The organism is Nonomuraea sp. NPDC004186, from assembly GCF_053603495.1.
Genome location: NZ_JBSGFQ010000037.1, coordinates 19,298 through 35,872, shown reverse-complemented (window position 1 = coordinate 35,872; position 16,575 = coordinate 19,298). Strand labels below are relative to the sequence as shown.

At 69.2% G+C, this 16,575-nt stretch carries 14 protein-coding genes; 9 read left to right on the top strand and 5 right to left on the bottom strand.

The window, feature by feature from the left end; translation table 11 throughout:
• Window positions 1–99 precede the first annotated feature (99 nt).
• Entirely contained in the window at window positions 100–1,401 is a 1,302-nt protein-coding gene (locus tag ACWEPL_RS28115) for an MFS transporter (RefSeq protein ID WP_452437910.1), read from the top strand.
• On the opposite strand, the gene ACWEPL_RS28110 is transcribed toward ACWEPL_RS28115, so the two are convergent.
• Window positions 1,398–1,889 (bottom strand): gamma-glutamylcyclotransferase, encoded by a 492-nt coding sequence (locus ACWEPL_RS28110; RefSeq protein ID WP_313044612.1) that lies wholly within the window; start codon window positions 1,887–1,889, stop codon window positions 1,398–1,400. The genes ACWEPL_RS28115 and ACWEPL_RS28110 overlap by 4 nt on opposite strands.
• Window positions 1,890–2,116: 227 nt before the next feature.
• Between ACWEPL_RS28110 and ACWEPL_RS28105 the strand changes: the two genes are divergently transcribed.
• Window positions 2,117–3,505 (top strand): NAD(P)H-quinone dehydrogenase, encoded by a 1,389-nt coding sequence (locus ACWEPL_RS28105; protein ID WP_350731339.1) that lies wholly within the window; start codon window positions 2,117–2,119, stop codon window positions 3,503–3,505.
• Between the two features lie 5 nt (window positions 3,506–3,510).
• Here ACWEPL_RS28105 and ACWEPL_RS28100 read toward each other — a convergent pair whose 3' ends face one another.
• Window positions 3,511–3,942, bottom strand: a complete 432-nt coding sequence (locus ACWEPL_RS28100) for a MarR family winged helix-turn-helix transcriptional regulator (RefSeq protein WP_355190518.1) — start codon at window positions 3,940–3,942, stop codon at window positions 3,511–3,513.
• Between the two features lie 126 nt (window positions 3,943–4,068).
• On the opposite strand from ACWEPL_RS28100, the gene ACWEPL_RS28095 reads away from it, so the two are divergent.
• Window positions 4,069–4,890: an NmrA family NAD(P)-binding protein gene (locus ACWEPL_RS28095; protein ID WP_452437909.1), complete on the top strand. Its 822-nt coding sequence runs from the start codon at window positions 4,069–4,071 to the stop codon at window positions 4,888–4,890.
• A gap of 48 nt (window positions 4,891–4,938) precedes the next feature.
• On the opposite strand, the gene ACWEPL_RS28090 is transcribed toward ACWEPL_RS28095, so the two are convergent.
• Entirely contained in the window at window positions 4,939–5,835 is an 897-nt protein-coding gene (locus ACWEPL_RS28090; protein WP_452437908.1) for an RNA polymerase sigma-70 factor, read from the bottom strand.
• Window positions 5,832–6,698, bottom strand: a complete 867-nt coding sequence (locus ACWEPL_RS28085) for an SDR family NAD(P)-dependent oxidoreductase (protein ID WP_363962347.1) — start codon at window positions 6,696–6,698, stop codon at window positions 5,832–5,834. Before ACWEPL_RS28085 ends, ACWEPL_RS28090 begins: the two co-directional genes overlap by 4 nt.
• 195 nt (window positions 6,699–6,893) lie before the next feature.
• On the opposite strand from ACWEPL_RS28085, the gene ACWEPL_RS28080 reads away from it, so the two are divergent.
• The 6 genes from ACWEPL_RS28080 (at window position 6,894) to ACWEPL_RS28055 (ending at window position 15,660) form a co-directional block, all read left to right on the top strand.
• Window positions 6,894–9,182 (top strand): TIM-barrel domain-containing protein, encoded by a 2,289-nt coding sequence (locus ACWEPL_RS28080; RefSeq protein ID WP_452437907.1) that lies wholly within the window; start codon window positions 6,894–6,896, stop codon window positions 9,180–9,182.
• A gap of 17 nt (window positions 9,183–9,199) precedes the next feature.
• Complete coding sequence (locus tag ACWEPL_RS28075; protein WP_452437906.1) at window positions 9,200–10,507, top strand: ABC transporter substrate-binding protein; 1,308 nt, start codon at window positions 9,200–9,202, stop codon at window positions 10,505–10,507.
• Entirely contained in the window at window positions 10,508–11,371 is an 864-nt protein-coding gene (locus ACWEPL_RS28070) for a carbohydrate ABC transporter permease (RefSeq protein WP_363962350.1), read from the top strand.
• Entirely contained in the window at window positions 11,368–12,189 is an 822-nt protein-coding gene (locus ACWEPL_RS28065) for a carbohydrate ABC transporter permease (protein ID WP_192790081.1), read from the top strand. The genes ACWEPL_RS28070 and ACWEPL_RS28065 overlap by 4 nt, the downstream gene beginning before the upstream one ends.
• 13 nt (window positions 12,190–12,202) lie before the next feature.
• Window positions 12,203–15,082, top strand: coding sequence for a glycoside hydrolase family 3 C-terminal domain-containing protein (locus ACWEPL_RS28060; RefSeq protein ID WP_452437905.1), 2,880 nt, complete (start codon window positions 12,203–12,205; stop codon window positions 15,080–15,082).
• Between the two features lie 113 nt (window positions 15,083–15,195).
• The gene (locus ACWEPL_RS28055) at window positions 15,196–15,660 is read left to right on the top strand and encodes a DoxX family protein (RefSeq protein ID WP_452437904.1); all 465 of its coding nucleotides are present in this window, start codon (window positions 15,196–15,198) and stop codon (window positions 15,658–15,660) included.
• On the opposite strand, the gene ACWEPL_RS28050 is transcribed toward ACWEPL_RS28055, so the two are convergent.
• Window positions 15,661–16,428, bottom strand: a complete 768-nt coding sequence (locus ACWEPL_RS28050) for an SDR family NAD(P)-dependent oxidoreductase (protein ID WP_452437903.1) — start codon at window positions 16,426–16,428, stop codon at window positions 15,661–15,663.
• Between the last annotated feature and the right edge of the window lie 147 nt (window positions 16,429–16,575).

The following is a 16,575-nucleotide window of genomic DNA, read 5'->3' as shown; positions in this document are numbered from 1 at the left end:
CTGTGTCGGGTTTGTAAATATCTGGCCAGAGATTTGACTGTTTCGGTCGTCCAACTGCACAGTAAGCCATCTCCGCACTTTGCAGCAAAGGAGCCCCCCGTGGCGACCTCCCCCGTGGCACAATCACCGGTCGGCATTCCCAAGAGTCGTGTCCGCCAGCTGACGGCGGCCAGCATCGGCAACGTCGTGGAATGGTACGACTGGTACGCCTACACCGCCCTCGCGACCGTCTTCTCCGTCCAGGTCTTCCCGAAGGACGCCGGGGGCCTGGTGCCCTTGTTGAGCACGTACGGTGTCTTCGCCGTCGGCTTCTTCATGCGCCCGCTGGGCGGCCTGCTGGTCGGCTCGTTCGCCGACAGGTTCGGGCGCAAGGCCGCGATGACGTTCACGATCGTGCTGATGGGCGCCGGTTCGCTGCTGGTGGGCGTGACTCCGACGTACGAGGCCGTGGGCCTGCTGGCGCCGGTCCTCCTCACCCTGGCCCGCCTCATCCAGGGGCTGTCGGTGGGCGGCGAGTTCGCCGCCGCGACCACGTTCCTGGTGGAGTCGGCTCCGACCGGCCGCCGTGGCCTGTTCTCGAGCTTCCAGTACGTCAGCACCACCATCGGTCAGCTGCTGGCCCTCGGGCTGTCCGCACTGCTGGCCGCCAACCTGGACAAGGCCGACCTGTCCTCCTATGGCTGGCGCATCCCGTTCATCGTGGGCGCCGTGCTCAGCCTCGTCGGCCTGTGGATCCGCAAGGGTGCGGAGGAGACCTCGGCCGTCGCGGAGGAGATCCAGCGCGGTGAGGTCAAGCGGCCGCGGCTGTTCGAGTTCCTGGTGGGCCACCCGAAGGAGGCCGCCACGATCGTCGGCATCACCGTCGCGGGCACCGTGGCGTACTACACCTGGACGACCTTCCTGCCGACCTACGCGCAGATCACGGTCGGCTTCGACGTGGCGGAGTCGCTCGAGATCGGCACGATCTCACTGTTCTTCTTCATGCTGCTGCAGCCGCTGCTCGGCATGCTGTCGGACCGCATCGGGCGCAAGCCGATGCTGATCACCTTCGGCGTCGCGTTCGTGGTCCTGCCGGTGCCGCTGCTCAGCACGCTGGGCAACTCGTTCGGGAGCCTGCTGCTCGTGCAGCTGATCGGCATGGTGTTCCTCGGCTGCTTCACCTCGATCTCGGCCGCGGTGAACTCCGAGCTCTTCCCGACGAGGGTGCGCGCGGCCGGCGCGGGCTTCCCGTACTCGCTGACCGTGGCGCTCTTCGGCGGCACCGCCCCGCTCATCGGCACCGCGCTCAAGGACGCCGGCAACGTCGGGGTGTTCCCCTATTACATGTCGGCGCTGGCGCTGATCTCGACGCTGGTCTACATCTTCGTGCTGAAGGAGACCAAGGACCAGCCGCTGCGTTAACCGCCGTACGAGGTGCAGGGGCGCTCCCGCAACTCCTTGACGTAGTCGTCGGGGGCGCCCGCCCGCTCCGCCGCCTCGGCCAGGCTGCCGAGGTAGCGGGCCGACGGCAGGCCGCCCTCGTAGCCGTCGAGCACGTAGAACCAGGCCACGACCTCCCCGTCGAGGGTCTGCACCCGCAGCCGCACCTTGTGGTACGCCCCGCGCAGCGCGCCCTCCCACTGGTCGAGCGAGGTCTCCTCCCAGTCGGGCACGTCGTAGAGCACCACGAACACGTGCTCGTCGGGATCCTCGACGATCGTGGCGATCGCGCCCTCCCAGGTGGGGTCGCTGCCGCCGAAGGTCAACCGCCAGCCCGTCAGCCAGCCGACGCCCCAGATGGGGGAGTGCGGCGCGCGCATGGCCATCTGCTCCGGGTCCATGTTCGAGCCGTACGCGGCATAAAGCCTGGGCTCATTCGGCTTTCCTGCAGGACCTGAAAGCCACGCCACGGTCCACCCCTCTCGGCGGGTGCTGCACGTCATCCAGCTACCGCGCCATCCTGTCACGCTGGGCGGCCGAGTCGGTCCATCACTACGGATGTGGGGACGACGTGTCACCCCTCCGTCACCGAGCGGCATGATACCAGCCATCATGATCTTGAGTCTTTTATCAGGCGTGTGCGGGTGGCAACGGCCCAGTTGCAGCCTTACCGAGACCATGCGGGACAATGGGTTACGTGACGAGGATCGTGATCATCGGTGGCGGACCCGGCGGCTACGAAGCGGCGCTGGTGGCCGCGCAGCTAGGCGCGCAAGTCACCATGATCGAGCAGGACGGCCCGGGCGGCGCGTGCGTGCTGACCGACTGCGTGCCGTCCAAGACGCTGATCGCGACCTCGGTCCGCAAGCAGGCGCTGCTCGACGCGCCGTCCCTGGGCGTGGCGTTCTCCGGCGGGCCCGACGGTGACGCGGGCGTGGTCGGGGTCGATCTGCCGCTGGTCAACAAGCGCGTGAAGGAGCTGGCCCAGGCCCAGTCCGCCGACATCGCCACCCGGGTCGAGGCCGAGGGCGTCGAGATCATCAGGGCGCGCGGGCGGCTGGTCGACCCGCAGGTGGTCCGGGCGGGCGACCGTACGATCAAGGCCGAGGTCGTGATCGTGGCCACCGGCGCGACGCCGCGCGTGCTGCCCGGAGCCGAGCCCGACGGCGAGCGCATCCTCACCTGGCGCCAGCTTTACGACCTGGAGGAGCTGCCCGAGCACCTGATCGTGGTCGGCTCGGGCGTGACGGGCGCGGAGTTCGCGGGCGCGTACCGCTCGCTCGGCTCGGAGGTCACGCTGGTCTCCAGCCGTGACCGGATGATGCCCAACGAGGACGCCGACGGCGCCGAGGTCCTCGAAGAGGTCTACCGCCGCCGCGGCATGAACGTCATGGGCCGCTCGCGCGCCGCCTCCGTCAAGCGCACGGCCGACGGCGTGGTCGTGACCCTGGAGGACGGCCGCACGGCCGAGGGGACCCACGCGCTGATGACGGTCGGCATGATCCCCAACACCGCCGGCATCGGCCTGGAGGAGGCCGGGGTCCAGCTCGACAAGGGCGGCTTCATCAAGGTCGACAAGGTCTCGCGCACGTCCGCGCCCGGCGTCTACGCGGCCGGTGACTGCACGGGCGTGCTCATGCTGGCCTCGGTGGCGGCCATGCAGGGGCGCATCGCGGTCTGGCACGCGCTCGGGGAGGCCGTCCAGCCGCTGCGGCTGGCCACGGTGGCCTCCAACATCTTCACCGACCCGGAGATCGCGGCCGTCGGGGTCGCCCAGCGGTCCATCGAGGCGGGCGAGATCGAGGCCAACGTCGTCAAGCTGCCCCTGGCCACCAACGCGCGGGCGAAGATGCAGGGATTCAACGACGGCTTCGTCAAGCTGTTCTGCCGCCCGCACACCGGGATCGTGCTGGGCGGCGTGGTGGTGGCGCCGCGCGCTTCCGAGCTGATCCTGGCGGTGTCGGTGGCGGTGCAGCAGCGGCTGACCGTCGACCAGCTCGCGCACACGTTCGCCGTCTACCCGTCGCTCTCGGGCTCCATCACCGAGGCCGCCCGCCGCCTCATGCAGCCGGGCCACGCCATCTGACCCCTTCAGCTCTCCTTGGCGAGGCGATCGGCCTGCGCGCGGCCCACTTCGGCGGCTCGGCGCAGGTAGTCGGCGATGACGGTCAGCTCCGGGTCGCTGTACCGCTCCAGCACCTCGCTGAACGCCTTGCCCGGTAGGGCCCAGGCCGCGCCGATCCTCTCCCGCGCCGAGGGCGCCAAAGCGACCAGGGCCCGCCTGCGATCGGCCGGGTCCGGGCGCCGCACCACCAGGCCCGCCTTCTCCAGCCGATCCACCAGGCGGGTGGCGGAGCCGGGCGTCAGGCCCGTCAGCCGTGCGATCTCGCCGGTGCTGACCGGCCCCGACTCCAGATCCAGCAGCGCCACGCACTGCAGGTCGGTGGAGTGAATCTGCAGATGGTCGGCCAATGCCTGGTTGAACAGCACGTACGCCGCGTAGTGCCGTTGGCTCTCATCCATGATCTGCTTCAGCGTTTCGGCTCGGTTTGACACCCGACAGTCCCATGCCTCACATTTGTTTGCGTCACACAACTTTTGTGTGATGCATTTTTTGTGTCACGCTCACATCTTAAGGCATGTACTGATATGACCATCCTTGTTACCGGCGCTCGCGGCGCCGTGGCCACCGAGCTCATCGCCCTCCTGCGTCAGCGCGGGCTGCCCGTCCGCCCCGTCTCAAGCCGTCCCACCGACCCGTCGATCGCCACCTGCGACCTCACCGACCCGGCCACCTTCCCCGGTGTCCTCGCGGGCGTCAGCTCGATTTTCCTGTACGCCGAGCCCTCGCACATCGACGCCTTCGTGAAGGAGGCCGTCACCGCCGGAGTGGAGCACATCGTGTTGCTCTCGTCGTCCGCCGTGCTCGCCCCGGACGCCGAAACCCACCCGCTGGCCAGGCCCCACCTCGACGTCGAGCGGGCCCTGACCGCCGCCCCCGTCCGGAGCACGCTGCTGCGTCCTGGCGCCTTCGCCGGCAACGCCCTGGCCTGGTCCTGGCCCGCCAAGAGCGGTGCCCCGGTGAGCCTGCCCTACCCGGGGTCCTACAACGATCCCGTCCATGAGGCCGACCTCGCCGAAGCGGCCGCCGCCGTCCTGGCCGACCCCGCCCTGAGCGGCAGGACGTACACGCTGACCGGCCCCGAGTCGATCACCTGCGCCGAGCAGATCGACATCCTCAGCCGCGTGACCGGCCAGGACATCGCCATCCGGAACGTCACCCGCGAGGAGTGGAAGACGGAGATGGCCGACTACGTGTCCGGACCCGTCGCCGACGCGCTGCTGGACTGGCAGCGCGCGAACGACGGCGTTCCGACCGAGCTCACCACGGACCTCCAGCGGCTGATCGGACGGCCCGGCCGTACGTTCGCCACCTGGGCGCAGGAGCACGCGGCCGCCTTCAAGCCCTGACGACAGCGCGGGCGCCAGCTCCGCGAACAGGTTGAACACCGAGGGGCGTCATTGCAGGGTGAGCGGGGTCTCGGATGCGATGCGGGTCAGCTTGTGCGGGTTGCGGACGTAGTAGAGGCCGGTGATGCGGCCGTCCCCGACGCCGATCGCGACGACGCCGTCGACCTCGCCGTCCACCCGGAGGATGAGCGCCGGGCTGCCGTTGACCACGGTGGGCTCACCGGTGAGCGCGACGCCGGCCTTGCCAGGGCCGCCGACGATGAAGCGGGCCACCTTGCCGGCGCCGGCGATGGGCCGTGGCGCGGCCTGCTTGACGCCGCCGCCGTCGCTCACCAGGACGACCTCGGGGGCGAGCACGTCCAGCAGGCCCTGCAGGTCGCCGGCTTCGAGGGCGCGCCGGAACGACTCCAGCGCCGCCCGGGTCTGGTCCGCGGAGACCGCCTCGCGCGGGCGGCGGGCTTCGACGTGCCGGCGGGCCCGGTAGGCGATCTGGCGGACGGCCGCGGGGCTCTTGCCGACGGCGGCCGCTATCTCGTCGTAGCCGACGGCGAAGGCCTCGCGCAGCACGAAGACGGCGCGCTCGGTCGGCGACAGCGTCTCCAGGACGAGCATGAGCGCCATCGACACGCTCTCGGCGAGCTCGACGTCCTCGGCCACGTCCGGCGCGGTGAGCAGCGGCTCCGGCAGCCAGGGGCCGACGTACGCCTCCTTGCGGCTCTTCATGCTGCGCAGGCGGTTGAGCGCCTGCCGGGTGGTGATCCGGATCAGGTAGGCGCGCCGGTCGTGCACCTGATCCAGATCGGCCCTGACCCAGCGCAGCCAGGTTTCCTGCAGGACGTCTTCGGCGTCGGCCGCCGAGCCGAGCATCTCGTAGGCGACGGTGAAGAGCAGGTTGCGGTAGGAGAGGAAGATCTCTGTCGCCGGGTTGGTGGTCTGATCGCTCATCTGTCGTCCTTCTCCTGCGTGGCAGGGCGCTGGGTGCCCTGCGCCTGTGCCGAGAGATCCTGCCAGTCGGCCCAGGTCTTGAGCCGGTCGGCGTAGGCCTGCTGGATCATCGGGTAGAAGCCCTGCCCGAAGAGCACCCGCAGGGGCGGGTTCTCGGAGTCGACGAGCTTGAGGAGTGCCTGGGCGGCGGCGGCCGGGTCGCCGGCGGGCTGCTTTCCCGCGACCGCGCCGAGGCGCCGGCGGAGACCGTCGTAGGCCGGGTCGGGCTGGGCCATGTGGCCGTTGGCGAGCGGGTCGGGGTTCTTGCCGTCCCTGGTGGCGAAGCCGCCGGGCTCGATGATGGTCACCTTGACGCCGAATTCGGCGACCTCGCCGGCGAGGGCTTCGTTCAAGCCCTCGAGGGCCCACTTGGAGGCGTGGTACGCGCCGCCGAGCGGCATGGCGACGAGCCCGGCCGCCGAGGACAGCTGGATGATGTGCCCTGTGCCCTGCTCGCGCAGACAGGGCAGCGCGGCCTGGATCACCCACACCGCGCCGAACAGGTTGGTCTCCATCTGGTCGCGCAGCTCCTGCTCGGTCAGCTCCTCGATCGCGCCGATCTGGGCGTAGCCGGCGTTGTTCACGATGACGTCCAGACGGCCGAAGTGCTCCCTGGCCCGCTTCACGCTCTCGAAGACGGCGGCCTTGTCGGTCACGTCCATCGCGAGCGGGAGCACCGCGTCGCCGTAGGCGGCGACCAGCTCGTCAAGGCTTTCGGTGGTCCGCGCGGTCGCGGCCACCTTGTCGCCGCGCGAGAGGGCGGCCTCGACGAAGCTGCGGCCGAGGCCCCGCGACGAACCGGTGACGAACCAGACCTTGCTCATGATGTCTTTTCCGTTCTTTCCGCTGTCTGCTGTTCCACCCCCAAGACACGCGGCGCGGCAGAGACATAACACCTATCCGATGTGACCTGTGTCTCCCCCGGACTCGCGGATGCGGCAGGGCCATACCGTTGACGTTTGTTGGTATGGACAGCAAACTAATTCACGAGTTGGCGCAGCCGTTTGTAAGGAGCTTCCATGCCCTATCGCCCCCCATTGGTCACGCACGAGTACTTCGTCGCGGACCCGCCCGAGCTTCCGGTTCGCGGACGAGGCGAGGGTGGTCTGTCGGCGGTGACCGCCGCGGAGCTGGTCGCGGCCGACGGCGCCGAGGTGATGGTGAAAGCGGTCACCACGGCGGAGGAGACGCTGGTCGTCCAGGTGGGAGTGGCCGGTGAGGGAGTCATCCGGGTGCGGTTGTCGGAGGACGCGACCGCCCGGCCGCGCTCGGAAGGGGCCATCTCCCTGGTGACCCCCGGTACGTATCCAGGGGCACGTGCCGGGGTCGCGCCAGGCGAGCCGATCGTGATCGACGCGGGCTCGCTGCGGGCCGAGATCAGCTTGGCACCGTGGCACCTGAGATTCACGGACGCGACCGGTAAGACGCTGGTCGAGCAGGATCGGGGGCACACCGACATCAGCGGACGGCTGCGTACGCTGCCCTTCGGCCGCTCCAGCGTCAACGGCGCCCCCGTCGCCTACCACGAGAGCTTCGCCGCCGCGCCCGACGAGGCCTTCAGCGGGTTCGGGGAGTCGTTCACACGGTTGGACAAGCGCGGCCAGCGCCCGCTCATGTGGAACTTCGACGCGTTCGGCGCCGAGTCGCAGCGCGCGTACAAGAACATCCCCCTGTACGTCTCCAGCAAGGGCTACGGAGTCCTCGTCGACAGCGGGGCCCCGACGGAGTTCGACGTGTGCCAGTCCACGCACAGCGTCGTGCAGATCCTCGTGCCGGACGACGTGATGGACTACTACGTGATCGCCGGGCCGACGCCGCCGGAGGTCCTGGACCGTTACGACCTGCTGACCAGCCGCCCGTCGCTGCCGCCGAAGTGGGCGTTCGGGACGTGGATCTCGTCGGGGTTCTGCGTGGACAGCCAGGAGCGGGTACTGGCCAGGGCGCGGACGATCAGGGAGCGCGGCATCCCGTGCGACGTGCTGCACCTGGACACCTACTGGCAGAGCGACGGGCACTGGTCCGACCTGCAGTGGGACCCCGTGAACTTCCCCGACCCGGACGCGATGCTGGCCGAGCTCAAGGGGATGGGGTTCCGGGTCTGCCTGTGGATGAATCCGTATATCTCCCACCTGAGCCCCGCCTTCGCGCAGGCATCTGATGCCGGATATTTCTTGAAGAATCGGGCGGGGGAGACATACGTCGCCGACTGCTGGCACGGGTCGTTCCCGGCGTGCGGGATCGTGGACCTCACCAACCCGCAGGCCGTCGCCTGGTTCCAGGGCCTGCTGCGCGACCTCCTGCGCCAGGGTGTGGACACGTTCAAGACCGACTTCGCCGAGGGCGTGCCCGCCGACTCCGTGGCCTTCAACGGCATGAGCGGCACCGACCTGCACAATGTCTACACCCTGCTGTTCAACGACGCCGTCGCCGCCGTGACCCGCGAGGTGCACGGCCACGACCTGGTCTGGGCCCGCTCCTCGTACCTCGGCGGCCAGCGCCACAGCGCCCAGTGGGGCGGCGACACCTACACCAGCTACGCCGCCATGGGCAGCACGATCAGGGGCGGCCTCGCGCACGGCCTGTCCGGCGTGCCGTTCTGGAGCCACGACGCCGGCGGCTTCACCGGCCGGCCCACCGACGACCTGTACGTGCGCTGGACCCAGTTCGGCGCGCTCTCCCCGCTGCTGCGCCTGCACGGCACGACCACCCGCGAGCCGTGGGAGTTCCCGGCCGTCGAGGAGCAGGCCGTCGGCGCGCTGAAGCTGCGTTACCGGCTGATGCCCTACATCTACACGGCGGCCGTCGAGGCGGCTCGCACCGGCGCGCCCATGATGCGGGCCCTGTGCGTGGACCACCCGGACGACCCGGTGGCCTGGCAGGCCGACCTGCAGTACCTGCTCGGCCGGGACCTGCTCGTCGCCCCCATGACCGCGCCCGAGGGCTCCCGCCAGGTGTACCTGCCGCGCGGCACGTGGGTCGACTACTGGACGGGCGAGGTGCTCGAAGGCTCCCGCTATGTCACGGTCGGCAAGCCGCTCGACCAGATCCCCCTCTTCGTCCGGCACGGCGCGCTCATCCCGGTGGTCACCGACCCAGGGGACACGGTGGACGTGCCGGCCGAGATCACCCTCGTCGCCTTCGGGGGCGGCGACGGGACTGCGGAAATCCACGACACGGACGGCGTGACGGTCGCCGTCGCCACCAGGGACGGCGATGTGCTGCGCGTCGCCGTCACCGGCCCGAAGCGCGTCACCGGGGTCGAGATCGCCCCGGTGGCCGGCGCTCCCGCGCGGGCCGAAATCTCGTAACACCCCCTGGAGGGATCATGGTGAAATCAAGAACCGCGGCGGCGCTCGCCGCCGCGGTCCTGCTCCTGTCGGCGTGCGGCTCGGGCGGCTCGGAGACCCCGTCCGCCCAGAGCAGCAGTCAGCCGCGCACTCTCAAACTCTGGCACTACGAGTCGGCCGACAGCGCCATGGGCAAGGCGTGGACCGAGGCGATCAAGAAGTTCGAGGCGTCCCACCCGAACGTGAAGATCAAGTTCGAGGCCAAGGGCTTCGAGCAGATCCAGAAGACGGCGAGCATGGTCCTCAACTCCGACGAGGCGCCCGACATCATGGAGTACAACAAGGGCAACGCCACCGCCGGTCTGCTGTCCAAGCAGGGGCTGCTCACCGACCTGAGCGAGGAGGCCGCCAAGCGCGGCTGGGACAAGCTGCTGCCCGGCGGCCTGCAGACCACCGCCAAGTACGACGACCGCGGCGTCATGGGCTCCGGCAAGTGGTACGGCGTGCCGAACTACGGCGAGTTCGTGATGGTCTATTACAACAAGGCCCTGTTCGACAAGCACAAGGTCCAGGTGCCGACGACGTTCGAGCAGTTCACGGCCGCGATGGACACGTTCGTCAAGGCAGGGGTGACCCCCATCGCCACGGCCGGCGCCGAGTACCCGGCCCAGCAGATCTTCTACCAGCTCGCGCTGACCAAGGCGCAGAAGCCGTGGCTGGACGCCTTCCAGTCCTACAAGGGCAAGGTCGATTTCCACGGTCCCGAGTTCACCTACGGCGCCGACACGTTCGCCGACTGGGTGAAGAGGGGCTACATCGCCAAGAACTCGTCGGGGATCAAGGCCGAGGACATGGGCGTGTCGTTCATCAACGGCAAGTTCCCCATGATGATCAGCGGTAGCTGGTGGTACGGCCGCTTCGCCTCGGAGATCAAGAAGTTCGAGTGGGGCCACTTTCTCTTCCCCGGCGCCACGATGGCCCCGGGCTCCAGCGGCAACATCTGGGTCGTGCCCGAGAAGTCGGAGAACAAGGACCTGGCCTACGACTTCATCGACATCACGATGAGCAAGGACATCCAGAACCTCCTGGGCAACTCCGGCGGCGTCCCCGTGGCCGCGGACCCGGCCGCGATCACCGACGCGAAGAGCAAGGAGCTCATCGAGACGTTCAACAAGCTCACCAGTCAGGACGGCCTGGCCTTCTACCCCGACTGGCCCGCGCCCGGCTACTACGACGTCCTCGTCGCCGGGGTCCAGAACCTCATCAACGGCAGCAAGGCCCCGGCCGCGGTGCTGGACGAGATCGCCAAGCCGTACGAGGACAACCTCGCCGACATCGGTAATTAGATGAGGGTGCGCACGAGGGGGTACTGGCTCTACCTGGCCCCCAGTCTGCTGCTGTTCCTGGTCGTCATCGTCGTGCCGTTCCTCATGAACGTGGGAGCGAGCTTCACCCGCTGGTCGGGGGTCGGCACGCCCAGGTGGATCGGGTTCGACAACTACACCAGGCTGCTGAAGGACGAGCGGTTCTGGCAGTCGTTCCAGCACAACGTGGGCCTGATCGTGGCCATGGCCATCGTGCCGACCGCGATCGGCCTCGTGCTGGCGGCCGCCCTGTTCGACTACATCGGCAAGAAGTTCGGGCCGCGCACGGCCTCGGCGCTGCGGGCCATGTACTACCTGCCGCAGGTGCTGCCGGTGGCCGTGGCCGGCGTGGTGTGGGGCTGGATGCTGCACCCGTCGTACGGCGCGATCAACCAGATCTTCGGCCTCGATCTCGACTGGCTCGGAGATCCCGACCTGGCGCTGGCCACGGTCATGGCGGTCATGGTCTGGTTCCAGCTCGGCTACCCGGTGGTGATCTTCATGGCGGGCCTGCAGCGCGTGGACCCGGCCTACTACGAGGCGGCCGAGATCGACGGGGCCTCGTGGTGGCGCAGGTTCTGGCACATCACGCTCCCGCAGATCCGGCCGGAGATCTTCGTGGTGCTGCTGACGTGCACGATCGCCGCGCTCAAGGTGTTCGGGCCGATCTTCGTGCTGACCCGCGGAGGGCCCGGCAACGCGACGATGGTGCCGTCGTACTTCTCGTACCTGAACTTCTTCCAGAAGAGCAACGTCGGGTACGGCTCCGCGATCGCCACGGTGCTGGCCCTGATCATCATCGTCGTGACGTTCCTGTTCCTGCGGGTCCAGGAGCGTGCGGAATGAGGGGCCCGGGACGCTGGGCGGTGCTGTTCGCGCTGGTCGTGCTGGCGGTCGTGATGGTGTTCCCGTTCGCGATCGTGGCGATCAACGCGGTCAAGTCGCCGGCCGAGTACAGCTCCGACGGGCCGCTGAGCCTGCCCGACGGGCTCTACCTCCAGGGGCTCGTCGACTTCTGGAACCGGGTGGAGTTCGGCACGAAACTCTGGAACAGCCTCCTGATCAGCGCGTCCGTGGCCGTGCTCGCCGTCGTGCTGTCGGTGCTCAACGCGTACGCGCTGGGCATCGGCAGGGTGAAGGGCCGGCTGTCGATCCTCGTGCTGTTCCTGGTGGCCAACACGCTGCCGCAGGAGGCGCTGGCCTACCCGCTGTACTACCTGGCCAAGGCGGTCGGGCTGTACGACACGCAACTGTCGGTGATCATCGTCATGACGGTGATCCAGGCGGCGTTCGGCACGTACCTGCTGAGCGCGGTCCTGGGCCAGTTCCCGAAGGAGATCCTGGAGGCGGCGGCGATCGACGGCGCGGGGCGGCTGCGGTCCCTGTGGCGGATCGTGGTGCCGATCAGCAGACCCACCCTCAACGTGCTGCTGATCTTCTTCTTCATCTGGACCTGGAACGAGTTCTTCCTGCCGCTGATCTTCCTGATCTCGAACGACACCCAGACGGTGCCCGTCGCGCTCGCCGTGCTGCAGGGCGAGAAGTACATGGACGCCACGATGTCCAGCGCCTCGGCGCTGCTCGGCCTCCTGCCGGCGGTCGCCTTCTTCCTGATCTTCCAGCGCACGCTGACCCGAGGTGTGACGGTCGGCGCCATCAAGTGATGGAGAACCATTGATGCGAAAAACCCCGCTATTAGCCACCCTCACGCTGGCGGCCTCGCTGCTGGCCGTACCTCCCGCGCAGGCCGACGGCTTCCCGTTCCAGAACCCGGCCCTGCCGGTGGAGCAGCGGGTCGACGACCTGCTCGGCCGGCTCACGCTCCAGGAGAAGCTGGGCCTGCTGCACCAGTCGCAGGCGGCCATCCCGCGGCTGGGCATCGCGTACCACAAGAACGGCACCGAGGCGCTGCACGGCGTCGGCTGGTCCAACCACCTCAACGACGGCTGGAGCCAGAAGTTCGCCAGCGGCACCGTGTTCCCGCAGGCCGTCGGGCTGGCCAGCACGTGGGACCCCGAGCTGATCAAGCGGGTCGGGTCGGCGGTCGGCGACGAGGTCCGCGGCTACAACGACGCGGACCCGGTCCTGTGGGGCCTGCAGGTGTGGGCGCCCGTCGTGGACCTGCTGCGGGACCCGCGGGCGGGCCGCAACGAGGAGGGCTACTCGGAGGACCCGCTGCTGACCGGGGCCATCTCCACCGCCTACGGCAAGGGCCTGCAGGGTGACGACCCCGTCTACCTGAAGACCGCGCCCGTGCTGAAGCACTTCCTGGCCTACAACAACGAGACCAACCGCGGCACCAGTTCCTCCAACCTGACGCCGAAGCTCAAGCACGAGTACTACGAGCAGGCGTTCAAGGCGGCCATCTCGGCCAACGCCGCGACCGGGGTCATGGCGTCGTACAACCTGGTCAACGGGCGGCCCAACCACGTCAACCCCGACCTCGCCACCACTGTCAGGTCGTGGACGGACAAGACGCTCTACAACGTCAGCGACGCCTGGGGGCCGTACGCGCTCACGGAGACGGAGAAGTACTACGACAACAAGCCCGAGGCGTTCGCCGCGGTGCTCAAGGCAGGGCTCGACAGCTACACCATCGACGACAGCAACGCCGGGCCGCTGGCCGAGCACCTGACGGCCGCGCTCGACCAGGGGCTCATCACCCAGGCCGACGTGGACCGGGCCGTGCGCAACGTGCTGACCATCCGGACGCGGCTGGGGCACTTCGACCCGGACGGCGGGCCGTACAAGAAGATCACCAAGGACGTGATCAACAGCCCGGCCAACCAGAAGCTCAACCGGGAGGCCGCCGGCAGGGCCGCGGTGCTGCTGCGGAACTCCGGCGCCCTGCCGTTCAAGGCGCCGAAGTCGGCGGCCGTGGTCGGCCCGCTGGCCGGGACGCTCTACCGCGACTGGTACGGGGGCAAGGCGCCGTACCAGGTCACGCCGGTGGACGGGATCAAGGAGCGCGTCGGAGACGTCAGCACCGGCGCGGGCCTGGAGCGGATCGCGCTCAAGCACCTGGCCTCCGGCAAGTACCTCACCGCCACCGGCACCGGGGCCGACGACAACGCCGCCCTGATCGACGCGGCGCCGACCGCGGCCTCCCAGTGGGACCTGACCGACTGGACCGGTGGCGTGTCCACGCTGCGCAACGCCGGCAACGGCAAGCTGCTCGGCGGCGACTGGCGCTCGCTCGACACCGACGACGCCGACCCCGACGGCTGGTACGTCCAGCAGCAGTTCGCCCTCGAAACGCAGGCGGACGGCAGCTACCTGATCAGGTACGCCGGCTACGAGACCGCCGAGGGCTGGTACGGCCTGCCCGACCCGTACGTGACCGTCGCCGCCGACGGCACGCTCGGCCTGGCGCCCAAGGCGCAGGCCGCCAAGTTCGGCAAGGAGGTCGTCTCGGACGGCGTCGCCGCGGCCGCCGCGCAGGCCGCCAAGGCCGAGGTCGCGGTCGTGGTGGTGGGCAGCCACCCGTTCGTGGCCGGGCGCGAGGTCCACGACCGCGCCAACCTGCAGCTCGGCGCCGGGCAGCGGCGGCTGATCGAGGCCGTGCGCAAGGCGAACCCGCGCACCGTCGTCGTCCTGGAGACCAGCTACCCGGTCGTCGTGGACGCCCCGAACCTGCTGTGGACCACCCACGCGGGCGCGGAGACCGGTCACGCGGTCGCCGACGTGCTCTTCGGCGCCGTCAACCCGGCCGGCCGGCTCACCCAGACCTGGCCCGCCGGCGACAGCCTGCCGGACATCTACAACTACGACCTGGCCAAGACCGGGATGACGTACCTGTACGGAAAGGGCAAGCCGCTCTACGCGTTCGGGCACGGTCTGAGCTACACCACGTTCGGCTACCAGGGCCTGACCGTCCAGGGCGACAAGGTGAGCGTCAAGGTCACCAACACCGGCAAGGTCAAGGGCGACGAGGTGGTCCAGCTCTACACCCACCAGCGCGAATCCCGCTTCAAGCAGCCGGTCAAGCAACTGCGCGCCTTCCAGCGGGTCACGCTGAACCCGGGCGAGACCCGAACGGTGACCTTCACCCTGAAGAAGTCCGACCTGGCGGTCTGGGACTACACCCGGGGCAAGTGGGCCGTGGAGAGCGCCACCCACGACGTCCTCGTCGGCTCGGCGTCCGACCGGATCCGCCAGTCCACCACGCTGCGGGTCTCCGGCGAGACCGTCCCCGTGCGTGACCTGACGAAGACCACGCGGGCGATGGACTTCGACGACTACGCGGGCGTGGCGTTCGCGGACGAGACCAAGGCCGGCGGCGAGGCCGTGGAGGGGTCGGCGGGGGACTGGATCTCCTTCACCGGCGCCTCCTTCGGCTCCAAGTTCACGGCCGGCGTGTCCTCGGCGAGCGGCGGCTCGCTGGAGCTGCGCTCCGGCTCGCCGACCGGCGCCCTGCTGGGCACCGTCCAGGTGCCCGCCACCGGCGGCGTCTATCAGTGGGGTACGGCGACCGCCACGGTCAAGGCGGGCAGCGGGAGCCTGTACCTCGTGTTCAAGGGTGACCTGCGGATCAAGGACTTCGCGCTCGCCCGATGACGTTTCGTGGCGGCCATGAGCATGGTCATGGCCGCCACGGAACATCCCTTGCCTCGATTGGATAGTTGTGCTATCTATTGTCTAGATAACTCGACTATCCAATGGAGGCTCCGGTGATCGTGATCGTTCTGCTGGTCGCCATGCTGGCGTTCCGGCTGCTGGGCGCGCTGGGTGTGGCCAGGTTCGCCACCTGGAGGGTCAGTGCCGCCCACGGCCTGGCGGTCATGCTGGTGATGACGGCCAGCGCGCATTTCGTCCCGGAGGGCGTGACGTTCATGCCCAACCGGGCCGACATGGTGGCCATGGTGCCGCCGTTCGTGCCGTTCCCGGTCTTCGTGGTCTATCTGACGGGCGTGCTGGAGCTGGCGGGCGCGGCCGGGCTCGTGCTCGAAAGGACCCGCAGGGCCGCCGGGATCTGCCTGGCGCTGCTCTTCGTGGGCCTGCTGCCGGCCAACGTGTTCGCCGCCCTCGCCGGCCAGGACGTGACCCCGCTCTGGGAGCGGATCCCCGAGCAGGTCCTCTACATCGCGATCGCGCTGTGGGCCGCCGCGCGCAGCCGCGAACTCAGCCGCGTGTGATCATCGGACGGTCCACCCTCCGTCGACCACCAGCGTGTGCCCCGTGACCAGGGAGGCGGCGGGCGAGGCCAGGAACAGCACCGCGCCGGCCACGTCCATGGGCTCGCCGATGCGGTGCAGCGCCGCGATCCGCTCGACCACGTCCGCCTCGAACGCCGGGTCGGACAGGGCCTGCTCGGTCCCCGGGGTGCGGATGAAGGTCGGGGCCACGTTGTTGACGGTGATGCCGTGCGGGCCCCACTCGACCGCCAGGCAACGGGTCAGGTGGGCGATGGCCGCCTTCGTCATGCAATAGACGGACTCGCCGGGCAGGGCGACCTCGCCGGCCTGGGATCCGACGTTCACGATCCTGCCGTACCCCTGCCGGATCATGGCCCGGCCCACGGCCTGGCCGGCCAGGAAGGTGCCCTTCAGGTTGACCGCGAGCGTCCGGTCGAAGTCCTCCTCCGTGACGTCCTCGGCGGGGTTGCCCGGGGCGATGCCGGCGTTGTTGACCAGGATGTCGATCCGCCCGAACCGGTCGAGCGTCTCCTCCACCGCCCGGGAGATCTGGCCGGGGACCGTCATGTCCATCTGGAGGGGGAGCGCGGCGCGCCCCAGCCCGGTGATCTCGCCGGCCAGGCCGCCGTCCTCGCCGATGTCCCGCAGGCCGATGGCGACGTCGGCCCCGGCGTTGGCCAGCGCCAGCGAGATGGCCCGCCCGAGGCCCCTGGCCGCCCCTGTGACCAGGGCGACCCTCCCGTCGACCCGGAATTCGGGAAACTCCATGCTGCCGTCCTTAATTCGTTGTGTGTCCAAACTATTGACCGTCAGCGCGCCCGTGTGTGAGCCTTCTTGAGTAGCTCATGCGCGAAGGCGCGGTGACGGTCAGGGTCCCTGCACTCTGCTCGTGCATGGCGGTCATCTGAAGCCTTT

What these genes read in the sequence shown, in the direction of transcription:
- ACWEPL_RS28070 (WP_363962350.1), top strand. Translation starts at nt 10,508, where the DNA reads ATGAGGGTGCGCACGAGGGGGTACTGGCTCTACCTGGCCCCCAGTCTG.
- ACWEPL_RS28075 (WP_452437906.1), top strand. Translation starts at nt 9,200, where the DNA reads ATGGTGAAATCAAGAACCGCGGCGGCGCTCGCCGCCGCGGTCCTGCTC.
- ACWEPL_RS28100 (WP_355190518.1), bottom strand. Translation starts at nt 3,942, where the DNA reads ATGGATGAGAGCCAACGGCACTACGCGGCGTACGTGCTGTTCAACCAG.
- ACWEPL_RS28080 (WP_452437907.1), top strand. Translation starts at nt 6,894, where the DNA reads ATGCCCTATCGCCCCCCATTGGTCACGCACGAGTACTTCGTCGCGGAC.
- ACWEPL_RS28090 (WP_452437908.1), bottom strand. Translation starts at nt 5,835, where the DNA reads ATGAGCGATCAGACCACCAACCCGGCGACAGAGATCTTCCTCTCCTAC.
- ACWEPL_RS28050 (WP_452437903.1), bottom strand. Translation starts at nt 16,428, where the DNA reads ATGGAGTTTCCCGAATTCCGGGTCGACGGGAGGGTCGCCCTGGTCACA.
- ACWEPL_RS28095 (WP_452437909.1), top strand. Translation starts at nt 4,069, where the DNA reads ATGACCATCCTTGTTACCGGCGCTCGCGGCGCCGTGGCCACCGAGCTC.
- ACWEPL_RS28065 (WP_192790081.1), top strand. Translation starts at nt 11,368, where the DNA reads ATGAGGGGCCCGGGACGCTGGGCGGTGCTGTTCGCGCTGGTCGTGCTG.
- ACWEPL_RS28060 (WP_452437905.1), top strand. Translation starts at nt 12,203, where the DNA reads ATGCGAAAAACCCCGCTATTAGCCACCCTCACGCTGGCGGCCTCGCTG.
- ACWEPL_RS28085 (WP_363962347.1), bottom strand. Translation starts at nt 6,698, where the DNA reads ATGAGCAAGGTCTGGTTCGTCACCGGTTCGTCGCGGGGCCTCGGCCGC.